This is a genomic window from Burkholderia sp. MSMB1072 (assembly GCF_001524725.1).
GTDB lineage: Bacteria > Pseudomonadota > Gammaproteobacteria > Burkholderiales > Burkholderiaceae > Burkholderia.
Map to the genome: position 1 here is coordinate 74,518 of NZ_LOYC01000071.1, position 23,523 is coordinate 98,040.

Genomic DNA, 23,523 nt, shown 5'->3' on the forward strand with positions numbered 1-23,523 from the left:
TCTGTCCGTGCGCCGCCGCTATCCGAAATACTGGAGGCATCGACCCCGTGCGACCAGGAGGCTGCCATGCGCGAACTGCGACTTTACGTGATGGACGGCGACGAGCCGGCCGGACGGTGGCGGATCGTCGATCGCACGCTGCTCGAGGTGGCCGAAGGCGACGTGTGGGTGACCGTCGAGGGGCGGCCCGACGATCACTGGCTGGGTGCGGGCGCATCGCTGACCTTGCTGCCCGGCACGCGCGCGTGGGTCAGCGCCGGGCCGCGCGGCGCGACGTTCGCGTTCGGCCCGCTCGCGGCGCCGGCCGAGCGCCGCGCGCCGGCATGGTGGCGCCCGTTCGCCGCATGGCGCGGCGGCCGGCGTCACGCAGCCGCGTCGCTGCCGACGTAGCGCGCCCGCGGCCGGATCAGCTTCCCGTCCGCATACTGTTCGAGCGCATGCGCGATCCAGCCGGCCGTGCGACCGGCCGCGAACAGCGTGAACGCCGCGCCGTCGGGCAGCGCGAGCGTGCGCTCCAGCACCGCGAGCGCGAAATCGATCGTCGGCCGCAGGCCCGTCGCCGCTTCGACGCGCGAAGCGAGCATGCGCGCCATGCGCAGCGCCGGCTGCTCGGGCGTCGAAGCGTGCAGCGCATCGAGCAGCGCCCGTGCGCGCGGGTCGCCGTCGGGGTACAGCGGGTGCGCGAAGCCGGACAGGGCCGTGCGCCCGCCGTCCGCGCGTTCGTCGTGCGCCAGCCGCAGCGCGAGGTAGCGATCGAGATCGGCGGCGCGGGCGGCTTCGTCGAGCAGCGTGCCGGCGCGGAACGTCTCGCCGCCGTGGCGCGGCCCCGACAGCGCCGCGAGCCCGCCCGAGATCGCGCCGAACAGATGGGTGCCGGTCGATGCGATGCAGCGCACCGCGAAGGTCGACGGATTCAGTTCGTGATCGGCGCACAGCACGAGCGCACGCCGCAGCAGGTCGGCTTCGTCGCGCCGCCGCACGCGCCACGCGGCTGCCAACTGGCGGTGCACGGGTGCGTCGCCCGGCGCGATGCCGACGAGCGCCGCCGTCGCGACGCGCAGCAGCAGCGCTGCGGAATCGAGCTGCGCGTTGCGCCCCTGTGCCCACAGGCGCGGCATCGATGCGGCCGCGGCCGGCAGCAGCACCAGCGCCCGTTCGAGCGGTGCGAGATGCGCCCAGCGACGCGCCCAGTCGTCCCACTGCGCCGCATCGAAACCGGTCGATGCAAGCGACGTGGCGGCCAGCCGCGCGGGCGGACAGTCCCACAGCCGCGCGGCCGTTTCTTCGAGCGTCGCTGCGTCGGCCAGTGCGATCGCATCGGCGCCGCGGTACCGCAGGCGGCCGTCGGCGATCTGCGTGATGCGCGATTCCAATACCGGCACGCCCCAGTCGAGCGAACGTTCGGCGACGCCGCCCGCGCGCTTCGCGTCGGCGCGGCGGCGCGCGAGCAGGCGCACCTCGTTCGCGTCGTAGCGGCGGCGCTTGGTCGCGCCGTCGGGCAGCGAGCGCAGCAGGCCGCGGCTCACGTATGCGTAAAGGGTGCTCACGCTGACGCCGAGCATGCCGGCGGCTTCCTGTGCGCTGACGGATGTCATGCCGCTTGCTCCTGTCGCCGCGCATGAAGCGCGGGCTCGCTACAACTATTCGTTATGTATTGATTCGCGCAATCAAGATTGATCGTGCCCGTCGCGAATTCTAGACTCGATTCCGTCTCCCCAACGGCGTCTCCTTCACCATGACACCCGAATTCGCATTGGCGCATCTTTGGCAACTCGCAGACGGCGCGCGCGACGCGCTGGCCCGGACGACCGTGACCGGGCAGGACCCGGCGCTGCCGTCGACGTTTCATGTCGGCACGCTTGCCGCCGCGACGATCGCCGCAGCCGGGCTCGCGGCGGCCGAATGCCATCGGCTGCGAACGGGCGTGGCGCAAACGGTCGACGTGTCGGTGCGCGACGCGCTCGTGGCGTTCCGCAGCGAACGCTACCTGCGCGTGGACGACGGGCCGCCGCCGGAGTTGCGCCATCCGGTGACCGGCTTCTTCGAGACGGGCGACGGACGCTGGATTCAACTGCACGCGAATTTCCCGCATCACCTGCACGGCATTCTCGACGTGCTCGGCTGCGGCTCGCAGCCCGCCGACGTGGCCGCGGCGATCCGTACGTGGGACGGCGCGGCACTCGACACCGCGCTGGCCGAGGCCGGCCTGTGCGCGGCATTGATCAGAACCCCTGACGAATGGGCGGCTCACGAGCAGGCGCGCGCGATCGCGTCGCTGCCGCTGTTCGAGATCGAACGGATCGGCGACGCACCGGCCGAGCCGATCGGCCGCGGCGAGGCCGGCCAGCCGCTGGCGGGCGTGCGCGTGCTCGATCTCACGCGCATCATCGCGGGGCCGGTCGCGGGCCGCACGCTGGCGTCGCACGGCGCGCAGACGCTGCTCGTCAACGGTCCGCACCTGCCGAACATTGCGCCGCTCGTGATCGACAACGGGCGCGGCAAGCGTTCGACGTGGGTCGATCTGCGCGACGCGGCAGGCGTCGATACGCTGCACGCCCTGGCGCGCGATGCGGACGTGTTTCTGCAATCGTACCGGCCCGGCGCGCTCGCGGCGCGCGGCTTCGCGCCGCAGGCGCTGGCGGCGCGGCGGCCCGGCATCGTCTACGTGTCGGTGTCGGCGTACGGGCATGCAGGACCGTGGGCGGCGCGGCGCGGGTTCGACAGCCTCGTGCAGTCGGCGAGCGGAATCGCCTGGCAGGAGCAGCAGGCCGCGCAGGCGAGCGGGCCGCGCCATCTGCCGTGCCAGGCGCTCGATCATGCAACGGGGTATCTGGCGGCGTTCGGCGCGATGATCGCGCTTGCACGGCGGGCGCGCGAAGGGGGAAGCTGGCACGTGCGGATGTCGCTCGCGCAGACGGGGCGCTGGCTGCAGTCGTTCGGCGTCGTGCCGGACGGGCTGCACGCGCCCGATCTCGCGCTTGCCGACGTGCGGGACCGGATCGACCGCATCGCATCGCCGTTCGGCGTGCTCGACACCGTGCGGCCGGCCGAGCGGTTGTCGGCGACGCCGCCGTCGTTCGCGCGTCCGCCCGTGCCGCTCGGCACCGACGACGCACGCTGGCTGTGAGGGCCGGCGACGCACGCTCGCGTTACTTGCGCAGTTCGACGACGAAATCGTAGTAGTCGTTGCGGCAGTAGGTATCGGTCAGTTCGATCGCGCGCTGGTCGGACGTATAGCCGATCCGCGTGATCAGCAGGAGGGCGTCGTGCGGGGCGATGCCCATCTGCTCGGCGATCTCGTCGGTCGCGTTGACCGCGCGGAAATGCTGCAGCGCGCGCACGATCGGCGTGCCGCGCGCTTCGAGATAGCTGTACAGCGAGCCGACGATCGCCTGCGGGTCGGGAATCAGCGTGGCGGGGAACGTCGAGTTCTCGACGGCCATCACGATGCCGTCGGCGAGACGCAGGCGTTTCAGGCGTGTAACCGATGCGGCCGGCGACAGTCCGAGCTGGATCACTTCGTCGCGGTTCGCGGGCTGGATTTCGCGCGCGAGCCACTGCGAACTCGGCTTGAAGCCGCGGCGCTCGAGCATTTCGCTGAAGCTCGACAGCCGCGACAGCGGATCCTCGTAGCGCGGCTGGATGAAGTTGCCCGCGCCCTGTGTGCGGCGGATCAAGCCTTGCTCGACGAGCAGCGCGATCGCCTTGCGCGCGGTGATGCGCGACACACCTAGCGCTTCGGACAACACACGCTCGGAGGGCAGCGCTTCGCCGGCCGTCCAGCGGTTGTCGTGGATCGCGTCGCCGAGCTTGCGGGCGAGCTGTAGGTAGAGCGGCGTATCGTTGTCGGGGTCGGGGCGCAGGTCCTGCCAGCGGTCGTCCGTGGGTGCCTTCATACAATGGGTATCGATCAGGTTGCGGCCATTCTAAGTCATCATGCCGCGCCGTTATAGCCGGTTTTTGCCGTGTAATAGGCTGGGGGCGCACCGATTGACTACACTGATGCGTCGTATCCGATGCTTCGGCCGCGGTGTGCGGCCACGAATCCGCAACGAGGAACGCATGACAGACACGATCGCCACGGTCGTCTTGCCGAACGGCGAGACGATTCCGAAGCTGGGCCTGGGCACCTGGGAAATGGGCGAGCGGCCGGCGCGGCGCGCGGACGAGATCGCCGCGCTGCGCGAGGGCATCGAACTCGGGATGACGCTGGTCGATACGGCCGAGATGTATGGCGACGGCGCGACCGAGGAACTCGTCGGCGACGCGCTCGCGGGCCTGCGCGACGACGTGTTTCTCGTCAGCAAGGTCTATCCGCACCATGCGAGCCGGCGCGGTGTCGTCGCCGCGTGCGACGCGAGCCTCAAGCGCCTGCGTACCGACCGCCTCGACCTGTACCTGCTGCACTGGCGCGGCTCGGTGCCGCTCGAAGAAACCGTCGCGGGCTTCGACGCGTTGCAACGTGCGGGCAAGATCCGCCACTGGGGCGTGAGCAATTTCGATACGGCCGACATGGCCGAACTCGTCGGCGAGGCGGGCGGCGGTGCGTGCGCAACCAACCAGATTCTCTACAACATCGCGCGACGCGGCCCGGAATTCGACCTGCTGCCGTGGCTGGCCGACCATCGGATTCCGGCGATGGCGTATAGCCCGGTCGATCACGGGCGGCTGCCCAAACGCTCGCCGCTCGACGAGATCGCGCGGCTGCGCGGCGTGTCGGTGATGCGCGTCGCACTGGCATGGGTGCTCGCGCAGCCGGCTGTATTCGCGATTCCGAAGGCGTCGCGGATCGAACACGTGCGCGACAACCGCGCCGCGCTCGACTTGGTGTTGAGCGATGACGAGCGCGCGCAGCTTGACGCGTATTTCCGTCCGCCGCGCAGCAAGCGCGCGCTCGAGATGCTCTGACCGTATTCGGCCGGGCAACGCTTCGTCGGGTCAGTGATTGCCGCCGGACGATCCGCCGGTGCCGTGACCGCCGCCGTTGCCGTTACCGGCGCCACGGCCGTTGCCGACGCCGTTGGCCCCGCCGTTGCCGGCGCCGCCACTGCCATTGCCGTTACCGTTGCCGCCGCCATTGCCGTGGCCGCCGGTGCCATTGGCGCCGCCGCTCCCGCCGCCGTGACCCGCGCCCCCACCGCCGTTACCGTTTCCGCCACCGTTGCCCGCGCCGCCGCTATTGCCACCATTACCACGACCGTTGCCGACACCGTTAGCGCCGCCATTGCCGGCTCCGCCACTGCCGTTGCCATTGCCGTTGCCGCCGCCATTGCCGTGACCACCTCCACCGTTGCCACCGCCATTGCCATTGCCATGGCCGCCACCACCGTCACCATGGCCGCCGCCATTGCCATGGCCGCCACCGCCGTCACCATTGCCGCCGCCATTGCCGTGACCACCACCGCCGTTGCCATTGCCGCCGCCGTTGCCGTGACCACCACCGCCATCGCCATGGCCGCCACCGTGGCCGCCGCCGTCACCATCGCCACCACCACCGTGGCCACCGCCACCCGAAGTACCGCCACCCGAAGTACCGCCGCCCGAAGTACCGCCACCCGAAGTACCGCCACCCGAGGTGCCGCCACCCGAAGTACCGCCACCCGAAGTACCGCCACCCGAAGTACCGCCACCCGAAGTACCGCCGCCCGAAGTACCGCCGCCCGAAGTACCGCCGCCCGAGGTGCCGCCACCCGAAGTACCGCCGCCCGAGGTACCACCGCCCGAGGTGCCGCCACCCGAGGTGCCGCCACCCGAACCACCGTTACCCGACGCATTGCCTCCCCGGCCCGTGCCGCTCGTACTGCCTGAAGTTCCGCCTGTCGTTCCACCGACACCGGCCGGTCCGACGGCCCCGTTCCCGTTATTTCCGCCGCTACCGTTGCCACCGCCACCGCCGCTACCGGTGCCACTGCCGTTTCCATTCCCACTGCCGCTGCCGCTCGCACCGGCACCGCCATTACCGACGCCCCGGCCGGCATAAACGTGCGCCGCGCACGCGGCCGGATTGGCGGCGCACGGCGATGCGTTCTCGACCAGCGTCATGATGGTGTCCGCGCTGGCGTTCGCGTCGGGCGTGGCGTCAGGCGTGGTGTTCTGTGCGACGGCATACGAGCAGCAGCACGCAAACGCGGCCGCGGCCAGCAAGGTTGCACGAGGGCGCCGTCCCGCCGCGCGGAACGGTTGTTTCGTCTTATGCATCATGGCCTCCCCATGCGCGCGATGCCTCGTTGCCGCGCGACGATCTACGTGTGGTGCAGGGGGGCGTAAAAGATTCGTTGTCCTATCGTCGGCCGATGGCCGTCGGGCCGGCGCTCGACGCCAGCCGCGAATGCGGATCGGCACGCGGGCCCGCCGTGCGAATCCCTATCTGCGAGATTCGTGCCATCGGCCGCTTGGGCCCGTGGCGAAAGGCGGGCGTCGTCGCGTGACCACGCCTGCAACGTCGCAGGGGGGCGTTTTGTTTCCGGAATGAAACGTCGGGCGCGTCGTTCAGCGCGCAGGCGCGTCGGCCGCACGTTGCCAGCGGTGGAATAGGATCGACGCGATCCAGCAGACGAGGAACAGCGCGACGATGCCGTAGCCGATCGAGCCGAAGCGTTCGCCGAGCGCATCGAGCGTGTCGCGCACGGGGCCCGTCAGCGACAGCTTGTCGGCCAGCAGGCCGGCCGCCTCGATCCCGCCGATCGCCAGCGCGACGGCCGCCGACACGAACGTGATGCTCGCGTTGTAGAGCAGCTTGCGCTGCGGATCGTCCATTGCCCAGCCGTATGCGTGAATCATCAGGACGTTGTCGGTCGAGTCGATCAGCGTCATGCCGGCGGTGAATAGCGCGGGGAACAGCATGATCGTATAGACCGGCAGCCCCTGGCTGGCCTGCGCGGCGGCGATCGCGAGCAGGCCGATTTCGGTTGCAGTATCGAAACCGAGCCCGAACAGCACGCCGACCGGATACATGTGCCAGCTCTTCGACACGAACCGGAACAACGGGCGCAGCAACCGCGAGACGAGTCCGGCGGGACGATGATCATGCGCGCCGTCGTGCGTGTGCCCGGATGCGCCGCGATAGCGTCGCCACACGTCGCGCAGGATCGCCAGGTTCACGCATGCGAGCACCAGCAGGAACGTGGCCGATACTGCCGTGCCGATCGTGCCGCCGATCTCGCGGAACGCATCGAACCGGTCGCGCAGCGCAAACGCGGCGAGCGCGATGCCGAGCGTCGCGGCGATCACGATCGTCGAATGGCCGAGCGAGAAGAACAGGCCGACGCTCACCGGACGCTGGCCGTCCTGCATCAGCTTGCGCGTCGCGACGTCGATCGCGGCGATGTGATCCGCGTCCACCGCATGACGCAGCCCGAGCCCGTACGCGATCGCCGCGGTGCCGAGCAGCAGCGGATGGTCGCGCAGCACCGCGAGCGCCCACAGCCAGACGGCGACGTTCGCGGCGATCAGGCCGGCATAGAGGGCCAGCAGGCGGCGCAGGGCAGGGGTGGGCGGCATCGGGCGGGTTCCATCTGACGATTCGCCATCCATTGTGGCACGCGAAAAAAAGCTCGGCGTATCGATCAACAAGTCGCGAGCGCGATGCGCCGCGCCGGATGAAAAAAAGCCCGTCCGGAACCGGACGGGCTTCGCGTGCATGCGCCGGGGCGCGCGCGGCGCTTACTTCGTCTTCGCGTTGATCACGGCTTCCGACACGTTCGCCGGCGTTTCCGCGTAATGCTTGAACTCCATCGTGTACGTCGCACGACCCTGCGTTGCCGAGCGCAGCGACGTCGAATAGCCGAACATCTCCGCGAGCGGCACCTCGGCGCGCACCAGCTTGCCGCCGCCGCCCGCGATGTCCTCCATCCCCTGCACGATGCCGCGCCGGCTCGACAGGTCGCCCATCACGTTGCCCATGAAGTCCTCGGGCGTCTCGACCTCGACGGCCATCATCGGCTCGAGCAGCACGGGCTTTGCCTTACGCATCGCTTCCTTGAACGCCATCGAGCCGGCCATCCGGAACGCGTTTTCGTTCGAGTCGACGTCGTGGTACGAGCCGAACGTCAGGTGCACCTTCACGTCGACGACCGGGTAGCCCGCGAGCACGCCGCTCTTCAGCGTGTCCTGGATGCCCTTGTCGACCGCCGGGATGTACTCGCGCGGAATCACGCCGCCCTTGATCTCGTCGAGGAACTCGTAGCCCTTGCCCGGGTTCGGCTCGAGCGTGATCACCGCATGGCCGTACTGGCCGCGACCGCCCGACTGCTTGACGAACTTCCCTTCGACGTCGGCGGCCGTCGTGCGCACCGTCTCGCGATATGCGACCTGCGGCTTGCCGACCGTCGCTTCGACGCCGAACTCGCGCTTCATCCGGTCGACCAGGATTTCGAGGTGCAGCTCGCCCATCCCCGAAATGATCGTCTGGCCGGACTCTTCGTCGGTCTGCACGCGGAACGACGGATCTTCCTGCGCGAGGCGGTTCAGCGCGAGGCCCATCTTTTCCTGGTCGGCCTTCGTCTTCGGCTCGACGGCCTGCGAGATCACCGGCTCCGGGAATTCCATCTTCTCGAGGATGATCGGCTTGGCCGGATCGCACAGCGTGTCGCCGGTGGTCGCTTCCTTCAGGCCGACGGCCGCCGCGATGTCGCCCGCGCGCACTTCCTTGATTTCCTTGCGCTCGTTCGCGTGCATCTGCAGGATCCGCCCGAGCCGCTCCTTCTTGTCCTTCGTCGCGTTGAGCACCGTGTCGCCCGACTCGACGACGCCCGAATACACGCGGAAGAAGATCAACTGGCCGACGAACGGGTCGGTCATGATCTTGAACGCGAGCGACGAGAACGGCTCGTCGTCGCTCGGATGACGTTCCGCCGGCTTTTCCGGATCGGCGAAATCGTGGCCGAGGATCGCGGGCACGTCGACCGGCGACGGCAGGTAATCGATCACCGCGTCGAGCATCGCCTGCACGCCCTTGTTCTTGAACGCGCTGCCGCACAGCATCGGCACGATCTCGTTGGCGATCGTGCGCTGGCGCAGCGCGGCCTTGATCTCGTCCTCGGTCAGCGATTCATGGTCGTGCAGATACTTCTCGAGCAGTTCCTCGCTCGCTTCGGCCGCGGCCTCGACCATCTTCTCGCGCCATTCGTGCGCGAGCTCGACCAGGTTCGCGGGGATGTCCTCGTACGTGAACTTCACGCCCTGGCTTTCGTCGTCCCACACGATCGCTTTCATCTTCACGAGATCGACGACGCCCTGGAAATGATCTTCGGCGCCGATCGGGATCTGAATCGGCACGGCGACGCCTTTCAGGCGGTCGCCGATCTGCTTCTGCACGCGGAAGAAGTCGGCGCCGATCCGGTCCATCTTGTTGACGAACGCGATGCGCGGCACCTTGTACTTGTTCGCCTGGCGCCACACGGTTTCCGATTGCGGCTGCACGCCGCCGACCGAGTCGTAGACCATGCACGCGCCGTCGAGCACGCGCATCGAACGCTCGACTTCGATCGTGAAGTCGACGTGCCCGGGCGTGTCGATGATGTTGATCCGGTGTTCCGGATAGTTGCCGGCCATGCCTTTCCAGAAGGCCGTGGTCGCCGCCGACGTGATCGTGATGCCGCGTTCCTGCTCCTGCTCCATCCAGTCCATCGTGGCCGCGCCGTCGTGCACTTCACCGATCTTGTGGCTCACGCCGGTGTAAAACAGGATGCGCTCGGTCGTCGTGGTCTTGCCGGCATCGATGTGAGCGCTGATCCCGATATTTCGATAGCGCTCGATGGGGGTTTTGCGGGGCACGTGAACCTCCTGGTGGTTCGGATCGTAAGCGGGCCGGCTGGAGCCGGCCCGGGCTGGAACAAGCGAGACTTCAAGCATAGCGCTTGCGCGTGGCTTTTGCAGATGCGGCCGGCGCAGGCGGAATCAAGGCGCGCACCGCCGCCGGCGGGCGAAAAAAAACCGGCGCGCCACGGGCGGCCGGCTTGCGGTCGGTGCGCGGCGCGATGCCGCCGCGCGGGCCGTTGCCGTTACTGGGTCCGCGGCAGGCCGTCGAGCTTCATGCCGGGCTTGATGCCCTTCGCGGCAAACCAGCCCTTGCTCATTTCGAGCGCATAGACGCCGTTGTTGCGCGGACAGTGGTTGTCGGTCGTCTCGGCCTTCATCTCGTCGATGTCGGTGATCGTGCCGTCCGCGCGGATGAACGCGATCGACAGCGGAATCAGCGTGTTCTTCATCCAGAAACAGTGCACGGCGTTCTCGTTGAAGACGAACAGCATGCCTTCGTTCGGCGCGAGCTGCGAACGGTACATCAGCCCCTGTTCGCGATCGGCGTCGTTGGCGGCGACGGCCGCGTCGATCACATACATGCCGGCGCGCAGCTTCACGCGCGGGAACTCGCTCGGCTGCTTGGCGCCAGGCGGCACTTGCGCGCCGGCGGCCTGCATGCCGAGCGCGAGGACGGCGAGGGCGGCGGGAAACACGGCGGCGCGCGCAAGGCGGCCGAGCGACTGGCGCAGGGAGAATGGCACAGCATGGCTCCTGTCTGGAAAACGAGACCCGCATGGTACGCGATGCGCGCCGGCGGGCACAAAAAAGAAAAAGGCAGATCGCCTTGCGGTGATCTGCCTTTCAACGCCGTAAGAACGGCAGAACTGCGTGTTCTTGACTGCGTTATTACAGCTTGCTTACTTAGTTCGAAGCAGCTGCCGGTGCTGCTGCGTCGCTTGCTGCAGCCTTCTTCGATGCCTTGTGGTGCTTCTTGGCAGCGTGGTGCTTCTTGGCAGCGTGCTTAGCCGGTGCCGAAGCAGCTTCTGCTGCTGCCGGAGCAGCTTCCGGAGCCGAAGCTTGTGCGAAAGCAGCCGTTGCGAAGAGGCCAGCGACCAGAGCGGCGATCAGTTTGTTCATGTTGTGTTCCTCAGCTTTAGTTAATTAACCAAATGACCCGGCAATAGGAGTCATGTCGTCTAACGGTGCCATCCACCTTTCGGTTGACAGACGCTTCGAGAAATTTCTCTTTGCGCTGCGGGCGCCGAATCGTATTCGAATAAAACGTCGCTTTCGTGACGCAAACACGGGTTCGGCTGCCAATGCCGGATAGCTAAGGTTGGCATCTGCGTGGTTTAACGCGCGATCTCCGCGGGTGGTTGACGAAAAAGACGACGAAAAAATTCGCGCATCCCGGATGCGTCATCCGGCGGGCGCGAAACCGTCCCACGGCGCGCGCGGCGGCAGGGCGATCGTTTCGCCCGGCGCAATGCCGAGCGCGAATATATCGAGCGCGCCGATGCCGACGCGCACCAGGCGCAACGTCGGGAAGCCGACGGCCGCCGTCATCCGGCGCACCTGCCGGTTCTTGCCCTCGGTGATCGCCAACTCGATCCAGGTGGTCGGGATCGCGGCGCGGTAGCGGATCGGCGGATTGCGCGGCCACAGCGTGTCGGGCGGCTCGATGAATTCGGCGCGGCACGGGCGCGTCACGTAGTCGCCGAGGTCGACGCCGCGTGCGAGCGCCTTCAGGTCGGCGGGCCCCGGCGCGCCGTCGACTTGCGCCCAGTAGCGTTTCACCAGCTTGTGGCGCGGCTCCGCGATGCGGGCCTGCAGCGCACCGTCGTCGGTGAGCAGCAGCAGCCCCTCGCTGTCCGCGTCGAGCCGGCCGGCTGCGTACACGCCGGGCGTTTTTACCCAGTCGCCGAGCGACGGCCGCGTCTCGTGCGCGGAAAACTGGCAAATCGTGCCGAACGGCTTGTTGAGGGCGATCAGGTTCATGGCGGGGGCCGCCCGGCGCCCCGCGGGAAGCCGGGGGCGGGCGGTCTATGGCAAATGGCGGAATCTTAATGCATAATACGGAACGGCAAGTCCTCTGTCTTATATAAGACATAAGTGAGGGCTTGATGCGCAGTGTCGCGGTTCGCGCCGAAGTGCCCGGTTGGGGCGCTAGAATAGCGGCTCGCTGTTGCCGTCGCGGGGTGGCCATGCCGCGCCCCCGCCGCGCGCGCAGTTTCGACCAGCATCACCTGCTCAGCCACGTCACTGGAGTCGATCATGCCGTATCAGCACATCAAGGTTCCGGAGGGCGGTGACAAGATCACCGTCAACAAGGACTTCTCGCTCAACGTTTCCGATCAGCCGATCATTCCCTATATCGAAGGCGACGGTACGGGCTTCGATATCACGCCGGTCATGATCAAGGTCGTCGACGCGGCGGTCGCGCATGCCTACAAGGGCAAGCGCAAGATCCACTGGATGGAGATCTTCGCGGGCGAGAAGGCGACCAAGGTGTACGGTCCGGACGTGTGGCTGCCGGACGAAACGCTGCAGGTGCTGAAGGAATACGTGGTGTCGATCAAGGGGCCGCTCACGACCCCGGTCGGCGGCGGCATCCGTTCGCTGAACGTCGCGCTGCGCCAGGAGCTCGACCTGTACGTGTGCCTGCGTCCGGTCCAGTACTTCAAGGGCGTGCCGTCGCCGGTGCGCGAGCCGCAGAAGATCGACATGGTGATCTTCCGCGAGAACTCGGAAGACATCTACGCGGGCATCGAATGGGCGGCGGGCTCCGAGCAGGCGAAGAAGGTGATCAAGTTCCTGCAGGACGAGATGGGCGTGAAGAAGATCCGTTTCCCGGAAACCTCCGGGATCGGCGTCAAGCCCGTGTCGACCGAAGGCACCGAGCGCCTCGTGCGCAAGGCGATCCAGTACGCGATCGACAACGATCGCAAGTCGGTCACGCTGGTGCACAAGGGCAACATCATGAAGTTCACGGAAGGCCTGTTCCGTGATGCCGGCTACGCGCTCGCGCAAAAGGAATTCGGCGGCGAGCTGATCGACGGCGGCCCGTGGATGCGCGTGAAGAACCCGAAGACGGGCAACGAGATCGTGATCAAGGATTCGATCGCCGATGCGTTCCTGCAGCAGATCCTGCTGCGCCCGGCCGAATACGACGTGATCGCGACGCTGAACCTGAACGGCGACTACATCTCCGACGCGCTGGCCGCGCAGGTCGGCGGCATCGGGATCGCGCCGGGCGCGAACCTGTCGGATTCGGTCGCGATGTTCGAGGCGACGCACGGCACGGCGCCGAAGTACGCAGGCAAGGATTACGTGAACCCGGGTTCCGAGATCCTGTCGGCGGAAATGATGCTGCGTCACCTCGGCTGGACGGAAGCAGCCGATACGATCATCGCCGCGATGGAGAAGTCGATCCTGCAGAAGCGCGTCACGTACGACTTCGCGCGCCTGATGGAAGGTGCGACGCAGGTATCGTGCTCCGGTTTCGGCGAAGTGCTGATCGAGAACATGTAAGACCCCTTCCGGGGTGGGCCGGCAGGTTGCCGGCCGCCCCGGCGCTGACTGCCGGCGCCGGAGCGTTTCGTGGATGGCAGGTTTTGTTGGCAGGGCGGCCCGGCATGCGGGCCGCGGCGCCGCGATGCGGCCCGCAAGCCCTGCAAGGTAGACCATGACGGCCCTCGCAACACCACCGCCCGGCTGAACCGGCGCGCCCCTTTCGCGATCGACCCGGTCGCTCCCCGCCGGTTACCGCCGGCGCTCCTCAGTCCCATCATCACGTAGCAATGCTTTGACCACCATGTCCACTTCGCCCAAGATCATCTACACCCTCACCGACGAAGCGCCGGCGCTCGCGACCTATTCGCTGCTGCCGATCGTCAAGGCCTTCACGCGTTCGTCCGGCGTCGCCGTCGAAACGCGCGACATCTCGCTCGCCGGCCGCATCATCGCGGCATTCGCAGACGTCCTGCCGTCGGAGCAGAAGGGTTCCGACGATCTGGCCGAGCTGGGCCAGCTCACGCTGAAGCCGGAAGCGAACATCATCAAGCTGCCGAACATCAGCGCATCGGTGCCGCAACTGAAGGCCGCGATCGCCGAACTGCAGGCGCAGGGCTACGCGCTGCCGGCCTATCCGGAAGATCCGTCGACGGACGAAGAGAAGGCCGTCAAGGCGCGCTACGACAAGATCAAGGGCAGCGCGGTGAACCCGGTGCTGCGCGAAGGCAACTCCGACCGCCGCGCGCCGCTGTCGGTCAAGAACTACGCACGCAAGCATCCGCACAAGATGGGCGCGTGGAAGCCGACGTCGAAGGCCCACGTCGCGCACATGACCGAGGGCGACTTCTACGGCAGCGAGAAGTCGGCGCTGATCGCCGATGCCGGCAGCGTGAAGATCGAACTCACGACGGCCGACGGCGTGAAGAAGGTGCTGAAGGAAAAGACGGCCGTGAAGGCCGGTGAAGTGATCGACGCTTCGGTGATGAGCCGCAAGGCGCTGCGCAGCTTCATCGAAGCGCAGATCGCCGACGCGAAGGCGCAGGACGTGCTGTTCTCGGTGCACCTGAAGGCGACCATGATGAAGGTCTCGGACCCGATCCTGTTCGGTCACTTCGTGTCGGTGTTCTACCGCGACGCGCTCGCGAAGCACGCGGACGTGCTGGCGAAGGTCGGTTTCAACCCGAACAACGGGATCGGCGATCTGTACGCGCGCCTGAAGGATCTGCCGGCCGACACGCGCGAAGCGATCGAGGCCGACGTCAAGGCCGAATACGCGGTGCGCCCGCGTCTCGCGATGGTCAACTCGGACAAGGGCATCACGAACCTGCACGTGCCGAGCGACGTGATCGTCGACGCATCGATGCCGGCGATGATCCGCGATTCGGGCGGCATGTGGGGCCCGGACGGTCAACTGTACGACGCGAAGGCCGTGATTCCGGACCGCTGCTACGCGGGCGTCTACCAGGCCGTGATCGAGGACTGCAAGCAGCACGGCGCGTTCGATCCGGTCACGATGGGCAGCGTGCCGAACGTCGGCCTGATGGCGCAGGCGGCCGAAGAATACGGTTCGCATGACAAGACGTTCCAGATTCCGGCGGACGGCGTCGTGCGCGTCATCGACGAAGCCGGCAACGTGCTGCTCGAGCACGCGGTCGAGTCGGGCGACATCTGGCGCATGTGCCAGACGAAGGACGCGCCGGTGCAGGACTGGGTCAAGCTCGCGGTGAACCGCGCGCGCGCGACCGGCGCGCCGGCCGTGTTCTGGCTCGATCCGGCGCGCGCGCACGATGCGCAGATCATCGCGAAGGTCGAACGCTACCTGAAGGATCACGACACGAACGGCCTCGACATCCGCATCATGACGCCCGTCGAAGCGACGCGTTTCTCGCTCGAGCGCATCCGCGCGGGCAAGGACACGATTTCGGTCACCGGCAACGTGCTGCGCGACTACCTGACCGACCTGTTCCCGATCATGGAACTCGGCACCAGCGCGAAGATGCTGTCGATCGTGCCGCTGATGGCCGGCGGCGGGATGTTCGAAACGGGGGCGGGCGGCTCCGCGCCGAAGCACGTGCAGCAGTTCGTCGAGGAAGGCTTCCTGCGCTGGGATTCGCTCGGCGAATTCCTCGCGCTGGCCGCGTCGCTCGAACATCTCGGCAACGCTTACCGGAACCCGAAGGCGCTCGTCCTCGCGAAGACGCTCGACCAGGCGACCGGCAAGTTCCTCGACGAGAACAAGTCGCCGGCGCGCAAGGTCGGCGGCCTCGACAACCGCGGCAGCCATTTCTACCTGTGCCTGTACTGGGCGCAGGCGCTAGCCGAGCAGACCGAGGACGCCGCGCTGAAGGCGCAGTTCGAAGGCGTGGCGAAGGCGCTGTCCGACAGCGAAGCGCGCATCCTGGAAGAGCTGGCGGCCGCGCAAGGCAAGCCGCAGGCGATCGGCGGCTACTACCGTCCGAACGTCGAGCTGACGAGCCAGGCCATGCGCCCGAGCGCGGCGCTGAACGGCATCGTCGACGCGGTTGCCTGACGCCGGCCGCGCAATCGCGCGAGCCGATGCATGTGCGGGCGCGGCGGGTTGAACCGTTCGCCGCCCGGCATTCAAGAAAAACGCCCCGGTCGCCCGGGGCGTTTGTCGTTGCAGGCTTGCCATTCAGACGTGAACGATCTCCCATTCCGCGATTTCGTCCGGCACTTCGAGCGTGGCCGTGTCCAGTTCGGACGGTTGCGCGCAGTCGCCGCGGGAGATGTGGTCGGCCGCCGCTTCCGGGCACGAGAATGCGCCGAGCAGGGCGTTGCCGAACGTCGCTTCCCAGCCGCCGTTTGCCGGCAGGATGTAGAACGACCCGAGCGCTGAACCAAAGCGAAATCCCTTCATTTCCGTTCTCCCTTTCTGATCACGAGCGATTCTGGTGTGCCGCCTGCCGGCTCGGCCGGCTGTGGCCCGACTGGCTGCTTGCGCCGCGTTTCGTATCGAACGTCGTGGCGAAGCGTCAGTGCATGGAACAAAGTCTACGTCCGCGACCTGCTCGGATGGTGCAGGTAGAACGGCTTCTCCAAACAAAATTTCTCTTTTAAAAACAAATAATTATTTTTGTTGTTTTGTATTGCGGAACGTTTTTCGGCATCGCGAAACGGGAAATTTGTGCCCTGCACCACGAATTTTTATAACGCAGTGACTTGTTCCGCATCGTGAAAAATTGGCCGGTTTGCGGATCGTCGATCCAGCGGGAGCAAGCGCGGGGTCGAGGCGGAACGCGCCAAGCTCGTTTGCACGGCGGGTGCAAGGCACGGGTGGAGGGCAGCGATGGTTGCCGAAGCGCCGCTCGGCGATGCCAAGCGTGGCGCTTGTGTCCGGCCTGGTCGCGACGCTCTGCTGCGGCGTATCGCCGCCCGCCCGGCGACGGCGTTTTTCGATGAAGGCCTGCGGTTATGATGACGCGACCGCCGCGGCTGCCGCGCGGCGCCGCATGAATAACGAGGATCGATTGATGAGACGGAGAACCTTCCTGTCGCACGCCGTTGGCGTCGCGGCCGCGTCGCTATGCGCACGCACTGCGTGGGCGCAGCATGCCGGTCACGCGGGCATGGCCGGCATGGATTCGATGACCGACATGCCGGGCATGCCGGGTATGTCAGGGACGTCAGCGCACGCGCAGCACGGTAAGCCCGCGCCGGTCGCGCTGGCGGCCGCCGACGCGCTGCCGGCCGGCGCGCCGCTGGCGACGTTGCGCACGCTGGCCAACGAAAGTCGCGAGCCCGGCACGTTCCGCGCCACGCTGGTGGCGCAGCCCGTCGCGCGTTCGATGCTGCACGGTGCGCGGCCGACCACCTTCTGGCAGTTCGGCGCGGGCACGCAAGGCCCCGTCGTCGGCCCGCTGATCGACGTGCGGGAGGGCGATACGGTCGAGATCCGGTTCGTGAACAAGCTGCCGCAGCCGTCGACGATCCATTGGCACGGCCTGCCCGTGCCGCCCGACCAGGACGGCAACCCGTCCGATCCCGTCGCGCCCGGCGCGTCGCGCGTGTATCGCTTCACGCTGCCGAAGGGCAGCGCCGGCACCTACTGGTACCACCCGCATCCGCACATGATGACCGCCGAGCAGGTGTTCCGCGGGCTGGCCGGCCCGTTCGTCGTGCGCGCCGCCGACGATCCGCTTGCCGGCTGGCCCGAGCGCCACCTGTTCGTGTCGGACCTGAAGCTTGCACGCGACGGCACGATTGCGCCGAACGACATGATGGACTGGATGAACGGCCGTGAAGGCCAGTTCGTGCTGGTCAACGGCGCGCGTCGGCCGCGCATCGACGTCGCGGGCGACGAACGCTGGCGTGTCTGGAACGCGTGCAGCGCCCGCTACTTGCGTATCGCATTCGACGACGGCCGCGCGTTCGAGCACGTGGGCACCGATGGCGGGTTGTTCGACGCGCCGCGGCGCGCGACGTCGCTGTTGATTGCGCCGGGCGAGCGCGCGGAGCTGTTGGTGCGCGCCGGCGAGCGCGCGTCGCGCGCGGTGCTGCAGGCGGCCGAGTACGACCGCCGCAAGATGGCGATGTCGCACGACGACGGCCACGGCAGTCTGCCGCCCGATCCGGCGCTGGCGTTGGCCGATGTCGCGTTTGCGCCCGCCGAGGCCCGTGCGCTGCCTGCCACGCTGCGCGCGGTGCGGCCGCTGGGCGAACCGGTGGCGCACAAGACGGTCGCGTTCGGCGAGGAAATGGACATGGACGCGATGATGAACGGTGCGACGCACGGCCGCCCGGCCGGCATGCGCTTCACGATCAACGGCGACACCTACGCGCCGCACCGCGCGACGCTGACGAGCCGTCGCGGCGACGTCGAGCGCTGGGAGATCCGCAATACGACGGACATGGATCACCCGTTCCATCTGCACGGCACGCAGTTCCAGGTCATCGAGCGGGCGTCGGCCGGTTCGCGCACGAGCGAACCGTTCCGCGCGTGGCGCGATACCGTGAACGTGCGCAGCGGTGAAACCGTGTCGATTCTCGTCACGCAAGACATGCCCGGAGAGCGCATGTTTCACTGCCACATTCTCGAACACGAGGATCTCGGCATGATGGGTACGCTGAAGGTCGTGTAACGAAACCGCGAATGTGTTCCACGTGCGGATTCGATACGCGATCCGCATGCGTGACGAGACAATGTGCGTTCAATTATCGGGATTGAACGAAAAGGCCGGCCAATCGATTATCGATTGGCCGGCCTCAAAAAAGAAACCCGGCGCTGTGCGCCGGGTTTCTTCGTCCGATATCCGATGCCTTTATGCGGCCTGGATGTTCGACGCTTGCTTGCCCTTCGGCCCTTGAACGACGTCAAAGCTCACCTTCTGGCCTTCCTTCAGCGTCTTGAAACCATTCATGCTGATAGCCGAGAAGTGCGCAAACAGATCCTCACCGCCCTCGTCGGGAGTGATGAAGCCGAAGCCCTTCGCGTCGTTGAACCACTTAACGATACCAGTTGCCATTTTCCTACTTCCCCTGTCACACAGTCGCTGCTACTTACCACGAGCACGCTCGAAAAGCTAAACGACTGAAAATACAGCCGTTCCCCCCTCACAAGCTCACCTCGGCCTCTTTCGTTTCGCCAATCGGCGAATTGAAAAAAGTGCCAGCTTGATTGTTGGCGCTCTTTATTGGAGTGTCAAGTGGAATTTTTCGACGTTTAGAGGGTCGTTGTAAAGAACCCATTTTCAGGGTTTTTCCGGCTTTGCTTTGCAGCATGCGGCCAAGCGCGAGGGCTTGAAAAGCCGCATAATCGGCTCATATACCAGGCTCGAGTGACACGCGTTCGAGTCGTCCCGGCTTGTGGGATACTGGATGCGGACACGACGTTCCGGTGCGATTCCCCCTGACGGTTCGTGTTCCGCGCCACGCGTGAAAGCCGGCACCGCAGCCGGCTTTCGTATGGCGCAAGGGCGATCGCGTGTTCCGGGATACCGGGGAGGGCGCCGGCCGGTCGGTCGGGTAATGGCAGGATTGCGGGCCTGTCCGAGTTGTTTAGAATGGGTGTATGGCGATTATCCCGGACAAGCAGGACAGTACCGTCCTGGAACGCAAGCAGCAGAAGCTCAAGCCGCCTTCGATGTACAAGGTGGTGCTGCTGAACGACGACTTCACGCCGATGGAGTTCGTCGTGATGGTGGTCCAGGAGTATTTCAAGAAGGATCGCGAGACGGCCACGCAGATCATGCTGAAGGTCCATCGCGAAGGGCGAGGGGTTTGTGGGGTCTATACGCGGGACATCGCGTCGACCAAGGTTGAGCAAGTCGTTACCCATGCGCGGCAGGCAGGGCATCCGCTGCAGTGCGTGATGGAGGAAGCATGATTGCCCAGGAATTGGAAGTCAGCCTGCACATGGCGTTCATGGAAGCACGCCAGGCGCGCCATGAGTTCATTACGGTCGAGCATCTGCTGCTGGCCCTGCTGGATAATCCGACGGCGGCCGAGGTGTTGCGCGCGTGCGCGGCAAACATCGAGGACCTGCGTCAGAACCTGCGCAATTTCATCCACGACAACACACCTACCGTCCCGGGCACCGACGATGTCGATACCCAGCCGACGCTCGGTTTCCAGCGCGTGATCCAGCGCGCGATCATGCACGTCCAGTCGACGTCGAACGGCAAGAAGGAAGTGACCGGCGCGAACGTGCTGGTCGCGATCTTCGGCGAGAAGGATTCGCACGCCGTGTACTACCTGCAGCAGCAGGGCGTCACGCGCCTCGACGTGGTGAACTTCATTTCGCACGGCATCGCGAAGACGAACAGCGGCGAAGCCGCGAAGTCGTCCGACGCGAACGCGGAAAGCGAAGACGCGAACGCACAGAAGGAAACGCCGCTCGCGCAGTTCACGCAGAACCTGAACCAGATGGCGAAGGACGGCCGCATCGATCCGCTGATCGGCCGCGAGCCCGAGGTCGAGCGCGTCGTGCAGGTGCTGTGCCGCCGCCGCAAGAACAACCCGCTGCTCGTCGGCGAAGCCGGCGTCGGCAAGACCGCGATCGCGGAAGGCCTCGCGTACCGGATCACGCGCGGCGAAGTGCCGGACATTCTCGCGAACGCGCAGGTGTACTCGCTCGACATGGGCGCGCTGCTCGCGGGCACCAAGTATCGCGGCGACTTCGAGCAGCGTCTGAAGACGGTGCTGAAGGAGCTGAAGGAGCGTCCGCACGCGATCCTGTTCATCGACGAAATCCACACGCTGATCGGCGCGGGCGCCGCATCGGGCGGCACGCTCGATGCGTCGAACCTGCTGAAGCCCGCGCTGTCGTCGGGCACGCTCAAGTGCATCGGCGCGACCACGTTCACCGAATATCGCGGCATCTTCGAGAAGGACGCGGCGCTGTCGCGGCGCTTCCAGAAGGTCGACGTGACGGAGCCGAGCGTCGAGCAGACGGTCGCGATCCTGCGCGGGCTGAAGTCGCGCTTCGAGGAGCACCACGGCGTCAAGTATTCGTCGGGCGCGCTGTCGGCCGCGGCTGAACTGTCGGCGCGCTTCATCACCGACCGTCACCTGCCGGACAAGGCGATCGACGTGATCGACGAAGCGGGCGCCGCACAGCGCATCCTGCCGAAGTCGAAGCAGAAGAAGACGATCGGCAAGAGCGAGATCGAGGAAATCATCTCTAAGATCGCGCGCGTGCCGGCGCAAAGCGTGTCGCAGGACGACCGCAGCAAGCTGCAGACGCTCGATCGCGACCTGAAGAGCGTCGTGTTCGGCCAGGATCCGGCGATCGACGCGCTTGCGGCCTCGATCAAGATGGCGCGCGCGGGCCTCGGCAAGATGGACAAGCCGATCGGCGCGTTCCTGTTCTCCGGCCCGACGGGCGTCGGCAAGACCGAAGTGGCGCGTCAGCTCGCGTTCACGCTCGGCATCGAGCTGATCCGCTTCGACATGTCGGAATACATGGAGCGTCATGCGGTCAGCCGTCTGATCGGCGCGCCGCCGGGCTATGTCGGGTTCGACCAGGGCGGCCTCTTGACCGAAGCCGTCACGAAGAAGCCGCATTGCGTGCTGCTGCTCGACGAAATCGAGAAGGCGCATCCGGACATCTTCAACGTGCTGCTGCAGGTGATGGACCACGGCACGCTGACGGACAACAACGGCCGCAAGGCGGATTTCCGCAACGTCATCATCATCATGACGACGAACGCGGGCGCCGAATCGATGCAGAAGGCGACGATCGGCTTCACGACGCGCCGCGAAACCGGCGACGAGATGACCGACATCAAGCGGCTGTTCACGCCGGAGTTCCGCAACCGCCTCGATGCGATCATCAGCTTCCGTTCGCTCGATGAGGAAATCATCATGCGCGTGGTCGACAAGTTCCTGATCCAGCTCGAGGAGCAGCTGCACGAGAAGAAGGTCGACGCGCTCTTCACCGACGCGTTGCGCAAGCATCTCGCGAAGCACGGTTTCGACCCGCTGATGGGCGCGCGGCCGATGCAGCGGCTCATCCAGGACACGATCCGGCGCGCGCTGGCCGACGAACTGCTGTTCGGCAAGCTGCTAAACGGCGGCCACGTGACGGTCGACGTCGACGAGGCCGACAAGGTGCAGTTGTCGTTCGACAAGCTGGCGAATCCGCCGCACAAGCCGAACGAAGAGACGGTCGAAGTCGAGTAAGCGATAATTCGTTGTTCATGCGAACGGCGCGGGAAGTTCTCCGCGCCGTTTCGTTTTATCCGGCGCCGGCGGCGCGATGGTGGTGCAGGGGAGTGGTAACGCAGTGACACAACAACAACGGTCGTTCGACGATATCGTCGCGCGCGAACAAGGGTTGCGCCATGCGCTGACGTCGGGGCAGATGGCGATGATCGCGATCGGCGGCGCGATCGGCACGGGGCTGTTCCTCGGCAGCGGGTTCGCGATCGGGCTCGCCGGCCCGAGCGTGCTGGTTTCCTATGCGATCGGCGCGCTGATCGCGCTGCTGCTGATGGGCGCGCTCGCGGAAATGACCGTCGCGCATCCGACGGCCGGCTCGTTCGGCGCGTACGCCGAGCATTACGTCGGCCCGCTCGCGGGTTTTCTCGCGCGTTATGCGTACTGGTTCGCGGTCGTGTTCGCGATCGGCACCGAGATCAGCGCGATCGCCGTGTTCATGAAGTACTGGTTCCCGGCCGTGCCCGGCTGGTATTGGGTGATCGGCTTCTCCGCGCTGCTGATCGCGGTGAACCTCGCGAGCGTGACGTTGTACGGGACGGTCGAATACGCGTTTTCGCTGCTGAAGATCGCGGCGATCGTCGTGTTCATCGTGCTCGGCGGCTATCTCGTCTGGTCGGCGCCGGCCGCAGCGGGCATCGGTTTCGCGAACTACACCGCGCACGGCGGCTTCATGCCGAAGGGGCCGTGGGGGACGTGGGTCGCAGTGATCGTCGCGATCTTCAGCTACATGAGCATCGAAGCCGTCGCGATCGCGGCCGGCGAGGCGCGCGATCCGCAGCACGCGGTCACGCGCGCATTCCGCTCGACCGTGTTCCGGCTCGTGCTGTTCTACCTGCTGACACTCGCGCTGATGCTCGCGATCGTGCCGTGGACGCAGGCCGGCACCGACGAAAGCCCGTTCGTGAAGGTGATGGCCGCGACGCGCGTGCCGTACGCGGCGGGCGTGATCAACTTCGTGCTGTTGATCGCGGCGCTGTCGGCGATGAACAGCCAGCTCTACGTGACGACGCGGATGATGTTCAGCCTGTCGCGCGCGCGCCTCGCGCCCGCGGTGTTCGGCCGGCTCGGCGCGAACGGCGTGCCGCGCGCGGCGCTGTGGATCTCGACGAGCGGCGTCGCGGTGGCGGCCGTGCTGGTCGTGCTCGCGCCCGACACCGCGTTCACGGTGATGATGGCGATCGCGATGTTCGGCGCGCTGTTCACATGGCTGATGATCTTCGTCACGCATCTGCGGTTCCGTTCGCGGTATCGCGGCCCCGCGCTCGCGTTCCGGATGTGGGGGCACCCGTTCGGCAGCCTGCTCGGCGCCGGGCTCGTGGCCGCGATCCTGCTGACGACCGCTTTCACGCGCGAATTCCGGATGACGATGGCGGTCGGCGTCGTATTCGTCGTGCTGCTGACGCTCGCCTACGCACTGCATTACCGGCACCAACACGCGCGTTGACCGCGCCGGCGTGGCGGCCGATGCCGTTCTTCACACTTACTAAGGTTCCGTTGTGCTGCTCGGCGTGCTGGCCGCGATGGTCGTCTATGCCAGCATCGCGCAGGCGCGGCGGCGTGAGCCGGCGCTCGCGCGAAGCGCGCAACCGC

The 23,523-nt window shown here is 66.6% G+C and carries 19 protein-coding genes; 9 read left to right on the forward strand and 10 right to left on the reverse strand.

Annotation, left to right across the window (positions count from 1 at the left end):
• The first annotated feature begins 66 nt into the window (after positions 1-66).
• The gene (locus WS89_RS30270) at positions 67-390 is read left to right on the forward strand and encodes a DUF2917 domain-containing protein (RefSeq protein ID WP_059795756.1); all 324 of its coding nucleotides are present in this window, start codon (positions 67-69) and stop codon (positions 388-390) included.
• On the opposite strand, the gene WS89_RS30275 is transcribed toward WS89_RS30270, so the two are convergent.
• Positions 363-1,595: a citrate/2-methylcitrate synthase gene (locus WS89_RS30275; RefSeq protein WP_059795757.1), complete on the reverse strand. Its 1,233-nt coding sequence runs from the start codon at positions 1,593-1,595 to the stop codon at positions 363-365. The genes WS89_RS30270 and WS89_RS30275 overlap by 28 nt on opposite strands.
• A 140-nt stretch (positions 1,596-1,735) precedes the next feature.
• Here WS89_RS30275 and WS89_RS30280 point away from each other — a divergent pair, with 140 nt between their 5' ends.
• Positions 1,736-3,127, forward strand: a complete 1,392-nt coding sequence (locus WS89_RS30280; RefSeq protein ID WP_059795758.1) for a CoA transferase — start codon at positions 1,736-1,738, stop codon at positions 3,125-3,127.
• A 22-nt stretch (positions 3,128-3,149) separates the two neighbouring features.
• Here the strand turns inward: WS89_RS30280 and WS89_RS30285 are convergent, their stop codons facing one another.
• A complete protein-coding gene (locus WS89_RS30285) occupies positions 3,150-3,896 on the reverse strand; it encodes a GntR family transcriptional regulator (protein WP_006489667.1) in 747 nt (248 codons plus the stop codon).
• Between the two features lie 166 nt (positions 3,897-4,062).
• Here WS89_RS30285 and WS89_RS30290 point away from each other — a divergent pair, with 166 nt between their 5' ends.
• A complete protein-coding gene (locus WS89_RS30290; protein ID WP_059795759.1) occupies positions 4,063-4,908 on the forward strand; it encodes an aldo/keto reductase in 846 nt (281 codons plus the stop codon).
• Positions 4,909-4,938: 30 nt separating this feature from the next.
• Here WS89_RS30290 and WS89_RS34800 read toward each other — a convergent pair whose 3' ends face one another.
• The 6 genes from WS89_RS34800 to WS89_RS30315 all read right to left on the reverse strand — a co-directional run bounded on the left by WS89_RS34800 (position 4,939) and on the right by WS89_RS30315 (position 11,739).
• Positions 4,939-6,198 (reverse strand): hypothetical protein, encoded by a 1,260-nt coding sequence (locus WS89_RS34800; protein ID WP_082742028.1) that lies wholly within the window; start codon positions 6,196-6,198, stop codon positions 4,939-4,941.
• A 291-nt stretch (positions 6,199-6,489) separates the two neighbouring features.
• On the reverse strand, positions 6,490-7,500 hold the full coding sequence (locus WS89_RS30300) for a HoxN/HupN/NixA family nickel/cobalt transporter (RefSeq protein ID WP_179949396.1): 1,011 nt from the start codon (positions 7,498-7,500) through the stop codon (positions 6,490-6,492).
• Between the two features lie 162 nt (positions 7,501-7,662).
• Positions 7,663-9,774, reverse strand: a complete 2,112-nt coding sequence (gene fusA / locus WS89_RS30305; protein WP_059504705.1) for an elongation factor G — start codon at positions 9,772-9,774, stop codon at positions 7,663-7,665.
• Positions 9,775-10,001: 227 nt separating this feature from the next.
• The gene (locus tag WS89_RS30310) at positions 10,002-10,502 is read right to left on the reverse strand and encodes a DUF192 domain-containing protein (protein WP_059795763.1); all 501 of its coding nucleotides are present in this window, start codon (positions 10,500-10,502) and stop codon (positions 10,002-10,004) included.
• 160 nt (positions 10,503-10,662) lie between these two features.
• Positions 10,663-10,878, reverse strand: a complete 216-nt coding sequence (locus WS89_RS33415; RefSeq protein ID WP_011352970.1) for a hypothetical protein — start codon at positions 10,876-10,878, stop codon at positions 10,663-10,665.
• 282 nt (positions 10,879-11,160) lie between these two features.
• The gene (locus tag WS89_RS30315) at positions 11,161-11,739 is read right to left on the reverse strand and encodes a pseudouridine synthase (RefSeq protein WP_006490892.1); all 579 of its coding nucleotides are present in this window, start codon (positions 11,737-11,739) and stop codon (positions 11,161-11,163) included.
• A gap of 276 nt (positions 11,740-12,015) precedes the next feature.
• Here WS89_RS30315 and icd point away from each other — a divergent pair, with 276 nt between their 5' ends.
• Together icd and WS89_RS30330 are read left to right on the forward strand one after the other, a co-directional pair.
• Positions 12,016-13,272, forward strand: coding sequence for an NADP-dependent isocitrate dehydrogenase (gene icd, locus WS89_RS30325; RefSeq protein ID WP_006478026.1), 1,257 nt, complete (start codon positions 12,016-12,018; stop codon positions 13,270-13,272).
• Between the two features lie 283 nt (positions 13,273-13,555).
• Entirely contained in the window at positions 13,556-15,784 is a 2,229-nt protein-coding gene (locus tag WS89_RS30330) for an NADP-dependent isocitrate dehydrogenase (protein ID WP_059795764.1), read from the forward strand.
• A 123-nt stretch (positions 15,785-15,907) separates the two neighbouring features.
• Here the strand turns inward: WS89_RS30330 and WS89_RS30335 are convergent, their stop codons facing one another.
• Entirely contained in the window at positions 15,908-16,132 is a 225-nt protein-coding gene (locus WS89_RS30335) for a hypothetical protein (RefSeq protein ID WP_034208193.1), read from the reverse strand.
• 613 nt (positions 16,133-16,745) lie between these two features.
• Between WS89_RS30335 and WS89_RS30340 the strand changes: the two genes are divergently transcribed.
• Positions 16,746-18,353, forward strand: coding sequence for a multicopper oxidase family protein (locus tag WS89_RS30340; protein WP_059795974.1), 1,608 nt, complete (start codon positions 16,746-16,748; stop codon positions 18,351-18,353).
• Between the two features lie 180 nt (positions 18,354-18,533).
• On the opposite strand, the gene WS89_RS30345 is transcribed toward WS89_RS30340, so the two are convergent.
• Positions 18,534-18,737 carry a cold-shock protein gene (locus WS89_RS30345; RefSeq protein ID WP_034208192.1) on the reverse strand — a complete coding sequence of 68 codons (204 nt, stop codon included), beginning with the start codon at positions 18,735-18,737 and terminating at the stop codon, positions 18,534-18,536.
• A gap of 545 nt (positions 18,738-19,282) precedes the next feature.
• Here WS89_RS30345 and clpS point away from each other — a divergent pair.
• From clpS to WS89_RS30360, 3 genes are all read left to right on the forward strand, one after another.
• Positions 19,283-19,597, forward strand: coding sequence for an ATP-dependent Clp protease adapter ClpS (gene clpS, locus WS89_RS30350; RefSeq protein WP_006398529.1), 315 nt, complete (start codon positions 19,283-19,285; stop codon positions 19,595-19,597).
• Entirely contained in the window at positions 19,594-21,894 is a 2,301-nt protein-coding gene (gene clpA, locus WS89_RS30355; RefSeq protein ID WP_059504715.1) for an ATP-dependent Clp protease ATP-binding subunit ClpA, read from the forward strand. Before clpS ends, clpA begins: the two co-directional genes overlap by 4 nt.
• A gap of 103 nt (positions 21,895-21,997) precedes the next feature.
• Positions 21,998-23,377 carry an amino acid permease gene (locus tag WS89_RS30360; protein WP_059795977.1) on the forward strand — a complete coding sequence of 460 codons (1,380 nt, stop codon included), beginning with the start codon at positions 21,998-22,000 and terminating at the stop codon, positions 23,375-23,377.
• The last annotated feature ends 146 nt before the right edge of the window (positions 23,378-23,523 follow it).

Excerpts from the sequence above, each read along its gene's own strand:
- icd (WP_006478026.1), top strand. The coding sequence starts at position 12,016 with ATGCCGTATCAGCACATCAAGGTTCCGGAGGGCGGTGACAAGATCACC.
- WS89_RS33415 (WP_011352970.1), bottom strand. The coding sequence starts at position 10,878 with ATGAACAAACTGATCGCCGCTCTGGTCGCTGGCCTCTTCGCAACGGCT.
- WS89_RS30270 (WP_059795756.1), top strand. The coding sequence starts at position 67 with ATGCGCGAACTGCGACTTTACGTGATGGACGGCGACGAGCCGGCCGGA.
- WS89_RS30280 (WP_059795758.1), top strand. The coding sequence starts at position 1,736 with ATGACACCCGAATTCGCATTGGCGCATCTTTGGCAACTCGCAGACGGC.
- WS89_RS30275 (WP_059795757.1), bottom strand. The coding sequence starts at position 1,595 with ATGACATCCGTCAGCGCACAGGAAGCCGCCGGCATGCTCGGCGTCAGC.
- WS89_RS30290 (WP_059795759.1), top strand. The coding sequence starts at position 4,063 with ATGACAGACACGATCGCCACGGTCGTCTTGCCGAACGGCGAGACGATT.
- WS89_RS30340 (WP_059795974.1), top strand. The coding sequence starts at position 16,746 with ATGAGACGGAGAACCTTCCTGTCGCACGCCGTTGGCGTCGCGGCCGCG.
- WS89_RS34800 (WP_082742028.1), bottom strand. The coding sequence starts at position 6,198 with ATGCATAAGACGAAACAACCGTTCCGCGCGGCGGGACGGCGCCCTCGT.
- WS89_RS30330 (WP_059795764.1), top strand. The coding sequence starts at position 13,556 with ATGTCCACTTCGCCCAAGATCATCTACACCCTCACCGACGAAGCGCCG.
- clpA (WP_059504715.1), top strand. The coding sequence starts at position 19,594 with ATGATTGCCCAGGAATTGGAAGTCAGCCTGCACATGGCGTTCATGGAA.
- WS89_RS30315 (WP_006490892.1), bottom strand. The coding sequence starts at position 11,739 with ATGAACCTGATCGCCCTCAACAAGCCGTTCGGCACGATTTGCCAGTTT.
- WS89_RS30300 (WP_179949396.1), bottom strand. The coding sequence starts at position 7,500 with ATGCCGCCCACCCCTGCCCTGCGCCGCCTGCTGGCCCTCTATGCCGGC.
- WS89_RS30335 (WP_034208193.1), bottom strand. The coding sequence starts at position 16,132 with ATGAAGGGATTTCGCTTTGGTTCAGCGCTCGGGTCGTTCTACATCCTG.
- WS89_RS30345 (WP_034208192.1), bottom strand. The coding sequence starts at position 18,737 with ATGGCAACTGGTATCGTTAAGTGGTTCAACGACGCGAAGGGCTTCGGC.
- WS89_RS30285 (WP_006489667.1), bottom strand. The coding sequence starts at position 3,896 with ATGAAGGCACCCACGGACGACCGCTGGCAGGACCTGCGCCCCGACCCC.
- clpS (WP_006398529.1), top strand. The coding sequence starts at position 19,283 with ATGGCGATTATCCCGGACAAGCAGGACAGTACCGTCCTGGAACGCAAG.